Source organism: Paraburkholderia fungorum (assembly GCF_046026025.1).
In the GTDB taxonomy this organism is placed as follows: domain Bacteria; phylum Pseudomonadota; class Gammaproteobacteria; order Burkholderiales; family Burkholderiaceae; genus Paraburkholderia; species Paraburkholderia fungorum_E.
The window spans coordinates 64,161-79,385 of record NZ_JAQQFL010000043.1; the positions used below are offsets into that span (position 1 = coordinate 64,161).

The 15,225-nt window shown below is 63.8% G+C and carries 12 protein-coding genes; 6 read left to right on the top strand and 6 right to left on the bottom strand.

All coding sequences use genetic code 11. The features are described 5' to 3' along the window. Nucleotides 1-3 precede the first annotated feature (3 nt). Together PQR67_RS33710 and PQR67_RS33715 are read left to right on the top strand one after the other, a co-directional pair. Nucleotides 4-1,467 (top strand): amidase family protein, encoded by a 1,464-nt coding sequence (locus PQR67_RS33710; protein ID WP_408467126.1) that lies wholly within the window; start codon nt 4-6, stop codon nt 1,465-1,467. A 163-nt stretch (nt 1,468-1,630) separates the two neighbouring features. Next, nucleotides 1,631-2,833: a porin gene (locus PQR67_RS33715; protein ID WP_408467127.1), complete on the top strand. Its 1,203-nt coding sequence runs from the start codon at nt 1,631-1,633 to the stop codon at nt 2,831-2,833. A gap of 99 nt (nt 2,834-2,932) precedes the next feature. Here PQR67_RS33715 and PQR67_RS33720 read toward each other — a convergent pair whose 3' ends face one another. The 3 genes from PQR67_RS33720 to PQR67_RS33730 all read right to left on the bottom strand — a co-directional run bounded on the left by PQR67_RS33720 (nt 2,933) and on the right by PQR67_RS33730 (nt 4,789). Next, the gene (locus PQR67_RS33720) at nt 2,933-3,265 is read right to left on the bottom strand and encodes a copper resistance CopC family protein (RefSeq protein ID WP_408467141.1); all 333 of its coding nucleotides are present in this window, start codon (nt 3,263-3,265) and stop codon (nt 2,933-2,935) included. Nucleotides 3,266-3,327: 62 nt separating this feature from the next. Further along, nucleotides 3,328-4,224 carry a hypothetical protein gene (locus PQR67_RS33725; RefSeq protein WP_408467128.1) on the bottom strand — a complete coding sequence of 299 codons (897 nt, stop codon included), beginning with the start codon at nt 4,222-4,224 and terminating at the stop codon, nt 3,328-3,330. Between the two features lie 103 nt (nt 4,225-4,327). After that, entirely contained in the window at nt 4,328-4,789 is a 462-nt protein-coding gene (locus PQR67_RS33730) for a DUF2946 domain-containing protein (RefSeq protein ID WP_408467129.1), read from the bottom strand. A 120-nt stretch (nt 4,790-4,909) separates the two neighbouring features. Here PQR67_RS33730 and PQR67_RS33735 point away from each other — a divergent pair, with 120 nt between their 5' ends. Continuing rightward, nucleotides 4,910-6,265 (top strand): TAXI family TRAP transporter solute-binding subunit, encoded by a 1,356-nt coding sequence (locus tag PQR67_RS33735; protein ID WP_408467130.1) that lies wholly within the window; start codon nt 4,910-4,912, stop codon nt 6,263-6,265. An 18-nt stretch (nt 6,266-6,283) separates the two neighbouring features. Here the strand turns inward: PQR67_RS33735 and PQR67_RS33740 are convergent, their stop codons facing one another. The 3 genes from PQR67_RS33740 to PQR67_RS33750 form a co-directional block, all read right to left on the bottom strand. Beyond that, nucleotides 6,284-7,036, bottom strand: a complete 753-nt coding sequence (locus PQR67_RS33740; RefSeq protein ID WP_408467131.1) for a ProQ/FinO family protein — start codon at nt 7,034-7,036, stop codon at nt 6,284-6,286. A 96-nt stretch (nt 7,037-7,132) separates the two neighbouring features. Next, entirely contained in the window at nt 7,133-8,497 is a 1,365-nt protein-coding gene (locus PQR67_RS33745; RefSeq protein ID WP_408467132.1) for a sensor histidine kinase, read from the bottom strand. Further along, complete coding sequence (locus PQR67_RS33750; RefSeq protein ID WP_408467134.1) at nt 8,497-9,156, bottom strand: response regulator; 660 nt, start codon at nt 9,154-9,156, stop codon at nt 8,497-8,499. The genes PQR67_RS33745 and PQR67_RS33750 overlap by 1 nt, the downstream gene beginning before the upstream one ends. 215 nt (nt 9,157-9,371) lie before the next feature. Here PQR67_RS33750 and PQR67_RS33755 point away from each other — a divergent pair, with 215 nt between their 5' ends. Genes PQR67_RS33755 through PQR67_RS33765 form a run of 3 tightly spaced genes read left to right on the top strand, consistent with a single transcriptional unit; the run spans nt 9,372 to nt 15,068 of the window. After that, nucleotides 9,372-10,862, top strand: a complete 1,491-nt coding sequence (locus PQR67_RS33755) for a TolC family protein (RefSeq protein ID WP_408467135.1) — start codon at nt 9,372-9,374, stop codon at nt 10,860-10,862. Then, nucleotides 10,852-12,021 carry an efflux RND transporter periplasmic adaptor subunit gene (locus PQR67_RS33760; RefSeq protein WP_408467136.1) on the top strand — a complete coding sequence of 390 codons (1,170 nt, stop codon included), beginning with the start codon at nt 10,852-10,854 and terminating at the stop codon, nt 12,019-12,021. Before PQR67_RS33755 ends, PQR67_RS33760 begins: the two co-directional genes overlap by 11 nt. Then, complete coding sequence (locus PQR67_RS33765) at nt 12,018-15,068, top strand: efflux RND transporter permease subunit (protein WP_408467137.1); 3,051 nt, start codon at nt 12,018-12,020, stop codon at nt 15,066-15,068. Before PQR67_RS33760 ends, PQR67_RS33765 begins: the two co-directional genes overlap by 4 nt. Nucleotides 15,069-15,225: the final 157 nt, after the last annotated feature.

Below are 15,225 nucleotides of genomic sequence, written 5' to 3' on the forward strand. Positions count from 1 at the left end.
CTCATGTCAGACACTCTTCATGCCGATGCACCGCTCGCCGCAGGCAGCGAACTCTGCGACCTGTCCGCTCTCACTTTGCTCGATCTGCAACGAAGAAAGGAAGTGAGCGCCGTCGAGATATTGAACGCGCATCTCGCACGTATCGATGCCGTGAACCCGCAAGTCAATGCACTGGTCACCATCGCCGACGAAACCACCTTGAAGGGCCGTGCCGCGGACATCGACGCGCTATGGGCGCGCGGCGTCTGGCAAGGTCCCCTGCATGGCCTGCCGGTTTCACAAAAGGACCTGACCGCGACGTGCGGCGTGCGCACCACGTTCGGCTCGAAAGCCTTCGAACATCACGTGCCCCGCCACAGCGCATTGATCGCGCGCCGCTGCGACGCGGCCGGTGCACTGATGATCGGCAAGTCGAACACGCCTGAATTCGGTTCGGGTTCGCACACCTTCAACGACGTGTTTGGCGTGACACGCAATCCATGGAACCTGAGCAAATCCGCTGGCGGCAGCAGCGGCGGCGCAGCCGCATCCGTCGCGTGCGGCATGAATCCGCTCGCTTGCGGCAGCGACATGGGCGGTTCGCTGCGCAATCCGGCCGCGTGGAATGCGGTGGTGGGTTTGCGCCCCTCGCCAGGGCGCGTGCCGCGTGCGCCCGATTCGAACGGCTGGGCGACGCTCGGCGTAGACGGGCCGATGGCGCGCGACGTCGCCGACACCGCCTTGCTGCTCAGCGCGATTTCCGGTCCCTCCGGCGAAACCGCGACCGAGATCAGCGAACCCGGTTCACGTTTCGCGCAGCCCTTGCAACGCGACTTTCGCGGCATACGTATCGCCATGTCGGTCCAGCTTGCCGGCCTCGCTGTCGACCCCGAGATTCAGCGTGCCGTTCAGGCACAGGCCGCGATCTTCGAGTCGATGGGCTGCCACGTGGAATTTGCCGACCCCGATCTCGGCGATGCCGAAGACGTGTTTCGCATCGAGCGTGCGTGGATGATCGGCAGCCTTGTCGATCGGCTCGATGCCAATGCACGCGCGCAACTGAAACCGGAAATCGAAGCGGAGTGCCGCTTGCACCGGTCGCTGTCCGCAGCGGATCTGGGCGATATGTTCGTGCGCAAGACGGCGTTGTTCGAGCGCATGCGCCGTTTCATGGACGACCATGCGTACTACGTGTTGCCCGCCACGCAAATGCTGCCTTTCGATGCCGACTTGCGCTGGCCCACAGAATTCATGGGCACACGCTACGACTCGTACATCGACTGGATGCGCATCTGCTGGTATCTGTCTTCCACCGAATCGCCGGTGCTCGCTATGCCGTGCGGTTTTAGCGCATCTGGCTTACCGATCGGCTTGCAAATCGCCGGACGCTTTCGCGACGACTGGGGTCTGCTGCAATTCGGTCACGCCTATGAGGCCGCCGCGGCACACGACAGGATCCGGCCACCGCTCGCCGCCGGGCGCCATTAAGGACCATTAAGGATCATTAAGGACCATTAAGCGCCGCTCACTCCGAGGCTCTTCCGATAGCCGGCGTCACCGCCGGCTGCTTGCAGGGCAAGCAACGCGTGGCTCGCGGGAGCCAACACGTCCGTCACTTTTCGCACTTTCCCTAACTTGAGCGTCAGACCACATGAAAAAAACGCTACTGGCAGTATGCCTCGCCGCACCCCTTCCGGCCGTGGTTCATGCACAGAGTGCCGTCACGCTGTACGGCATTATCGATGAAGGTGTGAGTTATACGAGCAACGCGGCGACGGCCAACGCCAGTGGCGGCGTCTCCGGTCACAGCGCGGTTCGCCTGCTGAGCGGCGTGATGCAGCAAAGCCGCTGGGGCATGCGCGGCACGGAAGACCTTGGCGGCGGCATGAAAGCGATCTTCATGCTGGAGAACGGCTTTGACGCCAGCACCGGCAAGCTCGGCCAAGGCGGCCTGCTGTTCGGCAAGAAAGCCTGGGTAGGCCTGTCGGGTCCGTTTGGCACCGTGACGCTCGGGCGTCAATACGACACGAACGTCGATATCCTGGGCCCGTTCGAGGTTGGCGATCAATGGGGTGGCTATATGGCCGCGCATCCAGGCGATCTCGACAACATCAACAATACAAACTCGACCAACAACGCGATCAAGTTCACCAGCAACACGTATGGCGGTTTGACCGTTGAAGGCATGGTCAGCCTGGGCGGCGTGGCGGGCGACTTCTCGCGTAACCGGATCTGGTCGGTCTCGGCCGGGTATGTGAATGGACCGTTGGCGCTTGGCGCAGGCTATCTCGATGTCGCCAACCCGAACACGTCGTTCTTCGGCAGTACCGGCAGTCCCGCGCCTACCGTGAACGGCGTGCCTGGAAGCAATATGCTGTCGCCGGTGTATTCCGGGTATGCGTCGGCGAAATCGCTGCATATGATTGGTGCGGGGGCGTCGTATCTTTTCGGTGCCGCGACGTTCGGCGCGACGTATTCGAATACGAGCTTTCGCGATCTCGGCGATCTTTCTTCGGGACCGAATCCTGCCGGGTTGAGTGGCAATGCCACATTGAATAATGCGGAAGCCAGCTTCAAGTATCAGATCACGCCTGATTTGCTGTGTGGCGTGGCGTACGACTATACGAAGGGAAGCTCAGTCAAGGGGGCGACGGGGGCGACCTATCAGCAGGTCGCGTCAGGGATCGACTACTTTGTTTCGAAGCGGACCGACGTGTATCTGATTGGCGTTTATCAGAAAGCCTCAGGGACGGATTCGACGGGAAAGCAGGCTGTGGCCGCGATTAATGGACCTTCTGCATCGGCCGATGACAAGCAGGCGATTGTGAGGATTGGGATGCGGCATAAATTCTGATTTTTTTGCCGGCGCGACGCTTTGTTGGTCTGTGCCTACTCACGCTCCGGCGCGCTGCATCATCACGCACGCGATGATGCAGCGCCGCACTATTTCGGCCTACTTCACGTCGAACGCATAATCCCCATGCGTACGATGCCCGTCGGAGGCGACCGCCACCCAATGCACGGTGTAATGGCCAGCGCTGAGTGTGGGCAGCGGCACCGCGATCGCCGCCGCTTCATGAGCGTCGACCAGGGCCTTTTCCGTGTTCACCTGCTTGCCACTCGCATCGGTAACCGTGAGTGAACTGAAGGCCGGCTCGAGCGGCCCATCGAAGACGATCCTGACCTGCACGGGCGACGCCACCGTCGCACCCGCTCCCGGCTCCTGCTTCTGCGGAAACACGTGCGCAAAAGCGGCGCCCGCAAAAACAAGTCCGGCAATCAACATCGGCAACTTCACCGACACTCGCGTCCAACTTTGAAGAACGTTATTCATCACGAACTCCTGCTTTACTGAAAGAGAGGTTTGCCGATCGTAGTCGGCGCGACATCGTCGAAAAAGACATGAGCCTGCACCAGAATCCCGACATGCGAACCACTCGCGCGGTTAATCGGAACTTGCGCCTCAACACCGAACTGGCCATAGCGATTGATCCAGATAAACCCCGGATTGATCGTCCCGGTTGTCTGCCCCTGGCTCCTCGATAGCGGCACTTCCACCAGCGGAATGACGTTGGCCAACGGCTGCGGCAAACCGAGGTCGTGCACGTGCTGTTGCAGATACGGCAAGCTGTATTGCACGGTGAAACCGTAGTTGAACGCGTTCGGCTGTCCCGCGCCGGTGGTCAGCGCCGGCCCGGCTTCACCCGTGATTGCGATCGGCCGCAGATAAGCGAGCGACGCAGGCAGATCGCCCATACCCTTGCCCGCATAGACCGTCGGCGAGATCGTCGAGAAGTTGGCGGCGATGGCGCGGCTACCCGTGCCGCCGAGTTCAGCATTCACACCGACCGAGGTCATGAACTCGTGTTCGTCGTTGACATACAACAGGTACTTCAAGCCAACGCCGAAATTGTCGAAGCCACGTGCCTTCGGATTGTTTTGCATCGTGTAAGTGCCGTCGATGGACACCGCCAGTCTCGACGTGATCAGCTTGTCGTATTCGAAATCGAAGGTGTTGATGCTCTGATCGCCGTTATCGCCGGGCACGCGCACGTGGCCGTATTGCAGATTGGCTTCGTCGCCGACACCGGGGTCGTCGACCGCCAGCGTCGACGGAAAGACGCGATCACCGGCAATGGCATGGGCACTGGCAAAAGAAGGCGCGACTAGAAGCACACCGGCGGCAGCCGCGACGAGCGACGCCGCGCGCAACGGTAGCCCGTTGCGCGTGATGGGGGTTTGCATGGTTCATCCTGTTCATGGGTCGTGACAATACCGGCGAGCATCCAGGGACGGACGTGCGACGGCATCGCGATGCCGTTATCGCATCGCAGCGGCGTGACTCGAATCAGGATGTGAGCGGTGGGGCGCGCGGCTGCGCGAAGGTGAGCGGCTCGACACGCTCGACGCTCTCGAAACGCGTGGTGACGGTGTGCTGCAGCGCGCGAACGGTGACGGAAAACAATGCCTCGACGCTCGGCACCACGGGCATATGAGCAAGCAGGCTGCAGTAGCCACAGGCGTCACCGTCGGACATGACGCTGTGCTGGACGTGCTTGCCGGCGGCAGGGTTCGATGCGTCGTGCTGCATCGCGGGCATGGCGGACATCGACGCCATGGAGGCCATGGACATCATCGAATCCATCGCCGGCGCGGAGGCCATTGAGGGCATCGGGCAACGCACGCCTTGCATTTCGCTTTCGTCGCCGTTGCGTGCGGCGAGCGAATGCGAGATCGCGGGCGCGAGCGTGGCCATCAGGATCGCAAACAATCCCAGCCAACTGCCTATCTTCTGATAGAAACGACTCAAGATGCGCCCGGCGACACGATGGGAAACTGCCGTGGATTATGCCATGGCCTATCGCGTGTCCTGGCGAGACAATGGACAATGTGGACAATGCCTCATCCCGGCTTCCGGCACGGAGTGTCCATGAAAGTGCAACGTCCGCATCGCCCACGCCTCCCGCATCTGGCTGGCGACCCCTCGCATGCGGAATGGCGCGATCACACGGTGACTTACATCGTCGTGGCCGCGCTTGTCGTGCTGATGGTCACCCTGATCGTCTGGCTGGTCGATCCGGCGCCGCCGGGAACCATCACGATGAGCGCGGGCCCGCACGACAGTTCGTTCCTCGTCACCGCGGAACAGTACAAGAAGATCCTCGCCCGCAACGGCATCACGCTGAAAGTGCTGGAATCCGATGGCTCGGTGCAGAACCTGCATCGTCTGCTGGATCCGAAACAGCATGTCGATCTCGCGCTCGTGCAAGGCGGCGTGGCCGACGGACTCGACACGTCGTCGCTCATGTCGCTCGGCAGCGTGTTTTTTGTTCCGGTGGTGGTGTTCTATCGCGGCACGGGTCTCAGCGAGCTTTCAGAACTGGAAGGAAAACGGATTGCAATCGGCCGCGAAGGCAGTGGCACGCGCCTGCTCTCGCTCAAACTGCTGGAAGCAAACGGCATCGCGCCGGGCGGCAGCACCGTGCTGGTGCCGAGCGATGGCATGCAGGCCGCCACGCAACTCGTGGCCGGCGAGGTCGACGCGGCGATCCTGAACGGCGATTCGGCCACGCGCGGCCTGATGCTGCGGCTCCTGAAAGTGCCTGGCATCTCCGTGATGGATTTCGACGAGGCGAGCGCCTATACGCGCCTCTTTCCCTATCTCGACGAGATCGACCTGCCGCCCGGCGTGCTGGATCTCAGGCGCAGAATTCCGCCCGACACCATCCATCTGATCAGCCCGACGGCCGAACTCGTGGCGCGCAGCGGTCTGCATCCGGCCATTTCCGACTTGTTGATCGAGGCCGCGCAGGAGGTGCACGGCATGCCAGGGCTACTGCAGCACGCGAGGCAATTCCCGAGTCCGGTTGCCCATGAATATCAGATCAGCGAAGACGCGCAGCGCTACTACAAGACCGGCAAGAGTTTTCTATACCGCACACTGCCGTTCTGGCTAGCCAGCATCGGCGATCGCACACTGGTTCTGCTGCTGCCGATGGCGGTGCTGCTGTTTCCGGCGATGCGGCTGATCCCCGCGCTTTACCGGTGGCGGATTCGCTCACGCATTTATCGCTATTACGGTGCGCTGATTGCGATCGAACGCGATGCACTCGCCGGCTCGACCGAGGAGGAGCGCAAGCGGCTTTTCGTGGAGCTCGACGATATCGAGGCATCGCTTAACCGCTTGCGTATGCCGCTCGCATACGCCGACGCGTTCTATGTGCTACGCGAGCACGTCGGCTTTGTGCGCAGCCGGCTGGCGGCGGCGCAGGGCAGCCGCCCCTAGCCGGGGCGGCGGATCGCCTTACGCTTCAGCGGAGGCCGACGGTGCAGCCGGCGGTGTTACCGGTTCCACGGCCGGGGTGTCGCTCGACGTGATCTGCTGCTCGCTTTGCGCGTCAGCTTGCGCAGCGGCCGCTTCTTGCGCTGCTGCATCGGAGGAAGCCGCCGCAACGGAGGCAACGGAGGCATCGGCGGCATCGGCGGCATCGGCGGACGTCTCTGCCGGCGCAGCCGCTGCTTTCGCCGCGCCCCTGCCTGCACGATGCGCCTGCAGACGCTGCGCGCCGGACGCTTCCTGCGCCGTCACCTTGCCGGCTTCGCCGCCCGTCAGATCGATCCGCGCGGCGCCTTCGACCAGGCACTTCCAGTAACGGCTGCCACGGCACCACGTCTTGATCGCGTCGCGCAATTCTGCTTCGCTCAGCGACAACTCCTTCGCGTGAACCACGAGGTCCTCGAAGATGCCGACCTTGAGCGGGAGCTTGGGCGCCGGGTTCTTCGGGAACACATTGGGGAAACGCTTTTGCAGTCTCCCGATCGATTTCACCACCGGATCCACCGGCCTTGCGTCAGCCGCGGGCTTTGCCTCGGCCGCGGGCCTGGCCTCGGCCGCCGGCTTGTGAGCGGGCGCGGCGCGGCGCGGCGGCGACGGCTTGCGAGCGGGCTTCGCGCCGGGCTTGGCAGCAGGCTTGGCGACAGGCTTGGCAGCAGGCGCCGCTTCGGCACGTGCCGCAGCCAGTTGCTTCTTCAGTTCAGCAAGTTGTTCGAAACCCATAGCGCACAATCAATCGAGAAAGACAGGATTGTAGCAGCGTGTTGCACCCCGGTCCCCACACCCGGCGAAGCGTTGTACGCCAGTGGCGGCAAACGATCAGCTTTTGACCGCAACTGGCGCTACACGCTCGTGCGCCGTCAGGCCAAAAACCGACACGCACAAGCCAGGCCGCCCTACGTTATTGCGTAGGGAAAGTCCAAGCTGATGCCGCGCGGCGATCCGCGCCACAATCGCGAGACCCAGCCCGCTGCCCTCGCCCTGGGCTTCCTCGCCTCGATAGAATCGATCGAAAACCCGCTCGATTTCGGCCTCCGGTATCCCCGACCCGCTATCCACCACGTCGAACCCCACGCGTTCGCCGGCGCGCTTCAGAATCACATCCACACGGCCGCCTGGTGGCGTATGCCGGATCGCGTTATTGATCAGATTGCCCAGCAACACACTCATCCCATGCGGTTCCGCCAGCACCGTATACGTGTCGTAGCCGGCGCGAGCGTCTTCACACTCGAGTCCGAGATCGATTTCTCGCGACTCCGCGAGCAGCGACACATCCCCCACCGCCTGCTCGCCGATCCGGCGCAAGCTCACCGGCACCATCGACGTCACGGGATGCGCGTCTTCGCGCGCGAGCGCCAGCAACTGCTGCACCAGATGAATGATCCGGTTGACCCGCTCCTCGACGCGCTCCAGCGTTTGCCCTTCCCCCTTTAACGAACCGTCGCGGGAAGCCGCCTGCAGTTGCAGCTTCAGCGCGGCAAGCGGCGAACGCAATTCGTGCGCGGCGTCGGCGATAAACGTGCGCTGCGCCTGCGAAGCAACCTGCAGGCGTTGCAGCAGATCGTTGAGCGAGCCCACCAGCGGTTTGATTTCGACCGGCACGGTGCCGTCCAGACGCAACGGCTCCAGTGAATCGAGCGAACGGGTTGTGAGCGCGCGCGTCAGGCCGCCGATCGGCGCCAGACCTCTTGCCACCACCAGCAGCACCAGCACGATCGTCACCGGCACCAGCACGCCGAGCGGCCACAGCGTATGCAACGCCAGTTGCAGCGCAAGGTCCTCGCGCACGGAGACCGGCTGCGCCACCTGGATATAGCGCTCGCGCTGCTGCACGCCGAACGCGCGCCAATGACTCTCGCCGTGCTCGACCGTGCTGAAGCCCTCAGGCAAGCGCGAGAAGAGCGGCGCCTGCATGGAGTGATAAATGAGTGCACCGGAGCCGTCCCAGATCTCGATCAGGACCCGGTCGTCGGCCAGATCGCCCAGGTCGGGACTGCGATGCTCGCCGTCACCCGCGCCGGTCAGATTCGATGGCAACGACAGCGCTATCGTGCGCAACTCGTAGTCGAACAGTTCGCTCGCTTCTTCGCGCGCGGTGTGAAAAATGCCGTAGGCGGCCACGCCCGAGGCCGCGGCCAGCCCAAAAATCAGCCAGCCCAGCAGCCAGCGGCGAATCGACGTCATCAGCACCTCTTCAGACGGTAGCCCACGCCGCGCACGGTCACCACCTGCTCCGCGCCGATTTTGCGCCGCAAGCTGTGCACATGCACTTCGATAGTGTTGCTGCCCACCTCCTCGCCCCAGCCGTAGAGTTTTTCCTCCAGCTCGGCCTTGGTGAACACGCGCGTGGGCTCTTCGATCAGCGCCTGCAGCAGGCCGAACTCGCGCGGCACGAGCGGCAATACCGCGCCGTCTTTGGTGACTTCGTGCGCCGCGGGATCGAGCGTGAGCTCGCCGTGCGCATAGATGGGCTGCTTCTGCCCGGTGCGCCGCCGCAATAGCGCGCGCACCCGCGCGGCCAGCTCGTCGAGATCGAATGGTTTGATCAGATAGTCGTCGGCGCCCGCATCGAGGCCGCGAATCCGGTCTTCGACCGCGTCGCGCGCGGTCAGGATGATTACCGGCGCAGCGCCGCCGCTCTTGCGGTAGGCGTTGAGCACGTCGATACCGTCTTTCTTCGGCAAGCCGAGGTCGAGCAGCACGAGATCGTATACGCCGTTACCTAGCGACAGTTCCGCCGCGCGGCCGTCATTGGCCCAGTCGATCGCGTAGCCCGAACGGCGCATCGCGCCCAATACCGTTTCCGCAATCATGTCGTCGTCTTCGACGAGTAGCAGACGCATGGCCTCTCCTCTCTCCAGTTTGCCCGCATTGTCCGGCCCGTTAGCTTAACGCTTCCTTAAGCCATCCTTAGGGGAAGCTTAGGCGACGCTGAAGGGAGGCTGATGGGACGCTTAAATCTCCGTTAAGCGTGCCTTAAGCTCCCGATCAGCAGAATCGGCACCTGTTCCGGGACATTCGTTCGCGGCTGTCCCACCCTTTGTTCAGGAGCCGGATTTTGCCCGTTTTCAACGCCGCCGCAGCGGCGATCTCCGCCGCTGGTTCGGCAGCACGACAAGCGGCCTCGGTGGCCGCCTCGTTCGCGGCTAACGCACCGGCTATCCCCGTCGCACGGTTGCGCGCGCTCGTGCCGCTCTGCGCGATGCTGCTCGGCGGGTGCGCGTGGTATCACCGCGAGCCGCTCGCGCCGCACGATACGTCGAGCTCGGCGCGCTCGCTCGAACGCATCCAGATCGATCCGTCCACCATGCCGCTTCCCGAACTGGCCGCGCATCGTTTCGATCCCTCCGACGGGCTCGATATCGACGAAGTCGCAATGCTCGCGGTGGCGAACAATCCCGACCTGAAACTGACCCGCGACGATCTCGGCATCGCCCGGGCACAGGCTTATTCAGCCGGACTGCTGCCCGACCCGCAACTGAGCGTGTCGAGCGATTACCCGGGCGCGGCCGGCACCACGCGTGCGTTCAATTATGGTCTGAGCATCGACGTGATGGCGATCGTGCTGCGCAGCGCGAACCGGCAATCCGCCGACGCGACAGTGGCGAAAACCGATCTCGGACTGCTGTGGCAGGAATGGCAGATCGTCGCCCAGGCGCGGCAGTTATTTATCAAGGCGCGCTTCCAGCATGACACGCTGCCCTTGCTGCAACAGCAGCGCGAGCTCACGCGCACGCGCTACGAACGCATGGCGCAGGCGCGCCGCGACGGCAATCTGACCGACGACGTACTGGGCGCCGCGCTCACCGCCTACAGCGACGCGCGCAGGCAATACACCGATGCCGAACGGGCCGGGGAACAGACTCATCACGATCTGAACGCGCTGCTCGGCGTGTCGCCCGACGTGCAACTGCCACTCACCGGTAGCGAAGACAAGACCGGCCTGTCCGACGCGACGCTCGATGCAGCCCTTGCGAAACTCGCGCAGCGACGTCCCGATCTGATCGCGCTGCAAGCGGGCTATGAGGCGCAGGAACAGAAATACCGCGCGGCGATTCTCAGCCAGTTCCCGAGCCTCTCCGTGGGTTTCGTGCGGGCGCGAGACACCTCGAACATCTACACCAGCGGCTTCCAGATCAATCTGAGCCTGCCGATCTTCAACCGCAATCAGGGCAATGTCGCGATCGAAAAAGCGACGCGTCAACGCCTGCGTGACGAATATCAATCACGCCTGAACCAGGCTTACGCCGATGTCGCCCATTTGCGCGCGGACAGCGCGATTCTCGCGCGTCAGTTGCAACAGACTGAGGCGGCGCTGCCCGACGCCGAGCTCGCCGCGCAGCATGCGGCCGTGGCCTACGCGCAGCACAACCTCGCGCTCGGCGCTTACACCGATGCGCAAAGCGCGGCGCTCACCAAACGGGTCGACGTCGCCACGCTGCGCGAAGCGCTCGCCGAACAACGCGTCGGCTTGCAGGCGCTGTTGGGCAGCGCGATCCCCGACGCCTTTTCCTCCGCTCAGACCTTCACTGAAACCCATGCGAAATAGCCTACTTCCGGCGTGGCGGCCGCGCAGCGCCGCTTGTGCGATTGCACTTGCCTGCCTCGCACTTGCGAGCGCCGCGGTTGATGTGGCCGCTGCGCCCGCTGTGGCCGCTGCGGCCAGTACACCTGTCGGCGGCGATGCGGCCGATCAAGCCGTCGTATCCGTGCAAACCATACGGGTGCAGCGCGACGTCATTGCGCAACCGGTTCGTGCCTATGGCATCGTCGCGACGTCCGCCTCGAGCCTGACCACGGTGAATCTGCCGTACCTCGCGCGGATCGTGCAGATGCGCGTCCAGGCCGGCCAGCGTGTGACGCGCGGCACCGCCCTTTTCGTCGTGCAAGCCGATCCTGCCGCCGCGCTCGCCGCCACTCAGGCGAAAAGCGCCGTGACGCTGGCGCAGGGCGAACTCGCACGCACGCAATCGCTATACGACAACGGGCTCGCCACGCAATCGCAACTCGCCACCGCCCGCAAGGCCGCCGAGGATGCCCAGCAGGCGCTCGCCGCGCAGAACCAGACCGGAGTCGCAAGCGGCAACAAGCTCATCACGGCGCCGCTCGACGGCGTGGTTCTGCAGGTATCGGCGGCACAGGGCGATCAGGTGCAGCCCGGCGCAGCAATCCTGCAACTGGCCGGCGGCAACGGCAACGGCAACGGCAACGGCCACGACAACGATGCGCGTGCCAACGTGATGCTCGGCGTCGAGCCATCGGACGTCCCCGCTATCCATGCCGGCGACACGGTCACGCTGCACGGCCTGTCCACCTCGCTCGCGAAGGCCGCGGTGGACGGCCGGGTGGTGCTGGTCGGCGCAGCGGTCGATCAGCAAAGCCAGCTCGTCAACGTCGGCGCGAACCTTCCGCCCGGACCGAGCGCATTCATTCCCGGCACGCGGGTCAGCGCCGATATCGCGACGCGCAGTGGCACGCATTGGATCGTTCCGCGCGCCGCCGTGCTGAAAGACAGCACAGGCGCGTACGTGTTCCAGATCACGCCGCAAAACAGGGCACGCCGCGTGGCGGTGGTGATGCAAGTCGAGAACGGCGAGCGCTACGGTGTGGACGGCCCGCTCGACGCTGCGCAAGGTCTCGTCGTCAGCGGCAACTATGAGTTGAAGGACGGCATGACGGTGCGGCCTGGCGGAGGCGCGTCGCGATGAATTTTGGTCAATGGATGCAGAAGCACCGGCGCTCACTGCTGTTCGTGATTGCGTTGCTGGCGATCGCGGGCGCGCTGACCGCGTTTCGACTGCCGATCTCGCTGTTCCCGAACGTCGCGTTTCCGCGTGCCGTCGTCTCGCTCGACGCCGGCGACCGCCCCGCCGAACAGATGGCCACGCTCGTCACGATGCCTGTCGAAGAGGCGCTGCGCCGCGTGCCGAACGTACGCGACGTCGAATCGACCACGAGCCGCGGGGCGGCGGAAATCTCGATCAATTTCGACTGGGGCACCGACATGGCGCAAGCCACGCTGCAGGCTCAGTCGGCAATCAGCGAGATTCTCGCCACGCTTCCGCAAGGCACCTCGATGCAGGTCAGGCGGATGGACCCAACCGTGTTCCCGGTGCTCGCCTATAGCCTGACCTCGCAACAGCAGACGCTGTCGGCGCTGCGCGATCTCGCGCAGTTCCAGATGCGGCCGCTGCTGTCGTCCGTGGAAGGCGTCGCGCGCGTCGAAGTGACCGGTGGCGCGCAGGACGAACTTGAAGTCGCGATCGATCCGGCGCGCCTCGCTGCCTACAAGCTGTCGCTCTCCGACGTCTCGAAAGCGATTGGCGCGAGCAACGTGCTGATGGCCACCGGCCGCATCGAGGATCACTACAAGCTGTACCTCGTGATTGCCAACAGCACGATCACGCAGCTCGACGACCTGCGCAACGTGGTGGTGTCGGCCAACGGCGCCACGCAAATCCGCCTCGGCGACGTCGCGACCGTCCGTCAGGGCGTCGTGCCCCAATGGATGCGCGTCACGGCCGACGGCCAGGACGCCGTGCTGCTCAACGTCTATCAGCAGCCCGGTGCGAACAGCGTGGCGATGGCCAAGGCGATCCGTGCGAAGCTCGCCGACTTCCAGCAGCAGATGCCGGCGGGCGTGCATCTCTCGAACTGGTACGACCAGAGCGAACTGGTGATCGCCTCGGCGACCAGTGTGCGCGACGCGATCATGATCGGCGTGGTGCTGGCCGCCTTCACGCTGTTCGCCTTCCTGCGCAACTGGAAGATCACCGCGATCGCGGTCGCGCTGGTGCCGGTTGTGATGGCCGCGACGATCCTGTTGCTCGACGTGTTCGGCATGGGCTTCAACATCATGACGCTCGGCGGGATGGCGGCCGCGGTCGGCCTCGTGATCGACGACGCCATCGTGATGATCGAACACATCGTGCGACGCATGCGCGAAGGCGGAGCACAAAAGTTCCATGGCCGCGTGATGGCGGCGGCGCTCGAATTCACGCGGCCGCTGGCCGGATCGTCGGCGGCGACCTTGATCATTTTCGTGCCGCTCGCGTTTCTATCGGGTGTTACGGGCGCGTTCTTCAAGGCTCTTTCGGTGACGATGGCAAGCGCCCTGTTCATTTCGTTTCTCGTCACGTGGCTCGCGGTGCCGATTCTGTGCGACCGCTGGCTTGCGCCCAAGGACGCCGAGGAGCACAAGGAAACCCGCTTCGCCGCATGGATGAACCGGCGCTACGGCTTTCTGATCGAACGCGTGACGGCTCGCCCGCCTCTCGTGCTGCTCGGTCTGCTGCCGCTGATCGTGGTGGCCGCGTTCGCGTTCACGCGAGTGGGCAGCGGCTTCATGCCGGGCATGGACGAAGGCGGCTTCGTGCTCGACTATCACACCGAGCCGGGGACGTCAGTCACGGAAACCGACCGTCTGATGAAGCAGATCGAGGGCATCATCCGCGCGAATCCGAACGTCGCGACTTACTCGCGCCGCACTGGCGCCGGTCTGGGCGGCGATCTGAACGAGCCCAACAAGGGCGACTTTTTCATCCGGCTGAAATCGGGTGGCCGTGAGCCGATCGAAACGGTGATGGAGGAAATCCGCTCGCAGATCGAAACGCAGGTGCCGGGCGTGAGCATTGAGCTTGCGCAACTGATGGAGGACCTGATTGGCGACCTGACCGCGGTGCCGCAGCCGGTCCAGATCAAGATTTATTCCGACGACCAGAACACGCTCGACACCACTGCCCGCCGGGTCGCCGCGCAGATCGGCAAGATTCAGGGCGTGGTGGACGTCAACGACGGCATCAACCCCGCAGGCGACGCACTCGAACTGCATATCCGACCGGAGGCGGCGGCGGCCGAGGGGATGGATCCGCAGTCGATTGCGCAGGCCGTGTCCGACATGGTCGAGGGCAACGTGGCGACGCAATTCCAGCGCGGACCGAAAACGGTGGGCGTGCGGGTGCGCGTGGCCGGCGCACTGAAGCTGACCGATACGCAACTGGGGCAGTTGCAGATTCGCGCACCGGACGGCCACCTATTCGCGCTGGGCCGTGTTGCTGATCGGGTGACGGTGACTGGGCAACCCGAAATCAGCCGCGACAATCTCAAGCGGATGGTGGCGGTGACTGCGCGAATCGACGGCCGCGATCTGGGCTCGACGATTGCGGATGTACAGCGAGTGTTGGGCGACGCGAGCGTGTTGCCCGCTGGCGTGTATTACGAATTGGGCGGCTTGTACCAGCAACAGCAGATTGCGTTCAAGGGGTTGTTGACGGTATTCGGCGCGGCGATTGCATTGGTGTTTGGCTTGCTGTTGTTTCTGTACGAGCGCTTGCGGGTAGCGCTGGCGGTGATGGCGATGCCGTTGCTGGCTGCGGGCGCGGTGTTTATCGGCTTGTGGATCACGGGTATCGAGTTGAACATCTCCGCGATGATGGGGATGACGATGATTCTCGGCATCGTGACGGAGGTAGCGATTTTCTATGTATCGGAATTGCAGGGATTGATACGGGACGAAGGCGTGGCGTTTGAGGAAGCGCTTATCGCGGCTGGGCGGAACCGGTTGCGACCGATTGCCATGACCACCATAGCGGCCATTCTCGCGCTGCTGCCGCTCGCATTTGCCTTGGGGCAAGGAGCGGCAATGCAGCAACCGTTGGCGGTTGCCATCATTTCCGGGTTGATGGTGCAGCTACCGTTGGTCCTGTTACTTTTGCCGGTATTACTAAAGTTGCTGATGAAGAACGACGCCATCTGAAAATAGCGAAGGAAGGGGTCCCAGAACAAGGCATCGGCGCGCGCAGCGCCGCCGGAAGAATGACTCCCTTGTCACCGGCGCCGAATGTGCGAGAACACAGATTCCAGATGCACCACTACCGTGACTGCGCGGGGGACCCGCTTATGAGCTGGCGGGT

Bases quoted from the DNA above. Each gene is read 5' to 3' on its own strand.
- PQR67_RS33710 (WP_408467126.1), top strand. From the start codon at position 4: ATGTCAGACACTCTTCATGCCGATGCACCGCTCGCCGCAGGCAGCGAA.
- PQR67_RS33715 (WP_408467127.1), top strand. From the start codon at position 1,631: ATGAAAAAAACGCTACTGGCAGTATGCCTCGCCGCACCCCTTCCGGCC.
- PQR67_RS33720 (WP_408467141.1), bottom strand. From the start codon at position 3,265: ATGTTGATTGCCGGACTTGTTTTTGCGGGCGCCGCTTTTGCGCACGTG.
- PQR67_RS33725 (WP_408467128.1), bottom strand. From the start codon at position 4,224: ATGCAAACCCCCATCACGCGCAACGGGCTACCGTTGCGCGCGGCGTCG.
- PQR67_RS33735 (WP_408467130.1), top strand. From the start codon at position 4,910: ATGAAAGTGCAACGTCCGCATCGCCCACGCCTCCCGCATCTGGCTGGC.
- PQR67_RS33740 (WP_408467131.1), bottom strand. From the start codon at position 7,036: ATGGGTTTCGAACAACTTGCTGAACTGAAGAAGCAACTGGCTGCGGCA.
- PQR67_RS33745 (WP_408467132.1), bottom strand. From the start codon at position 8,497: ATGACGTCGATTCGCCGCTGGCTGCTGGGCTGGCTGATTTTTGGGCTG.
- PQR67_RS33750 (WP_408467134.1), bottom strand. From the start codon at position 9,156: ATGCGTCTGCTACTCGTCGAAGACGACGACATGATTGCGGAAACGGTA.
- PQR67_RS33760 (WP_408467136.1), top strand. From the start codon at position 10,852: ATGCGAAATAGCCTACTTCCGGCGTGGCGGCCGCGCAGCGCCGCTTGT.
- PQR67_RS33765 (WP_408467137.1), top strand. From the start codon at position 12,018: ATGAATTTTGGTCAATGGATGCAGAAGCACCGGCGCTCACTGCTGTTC.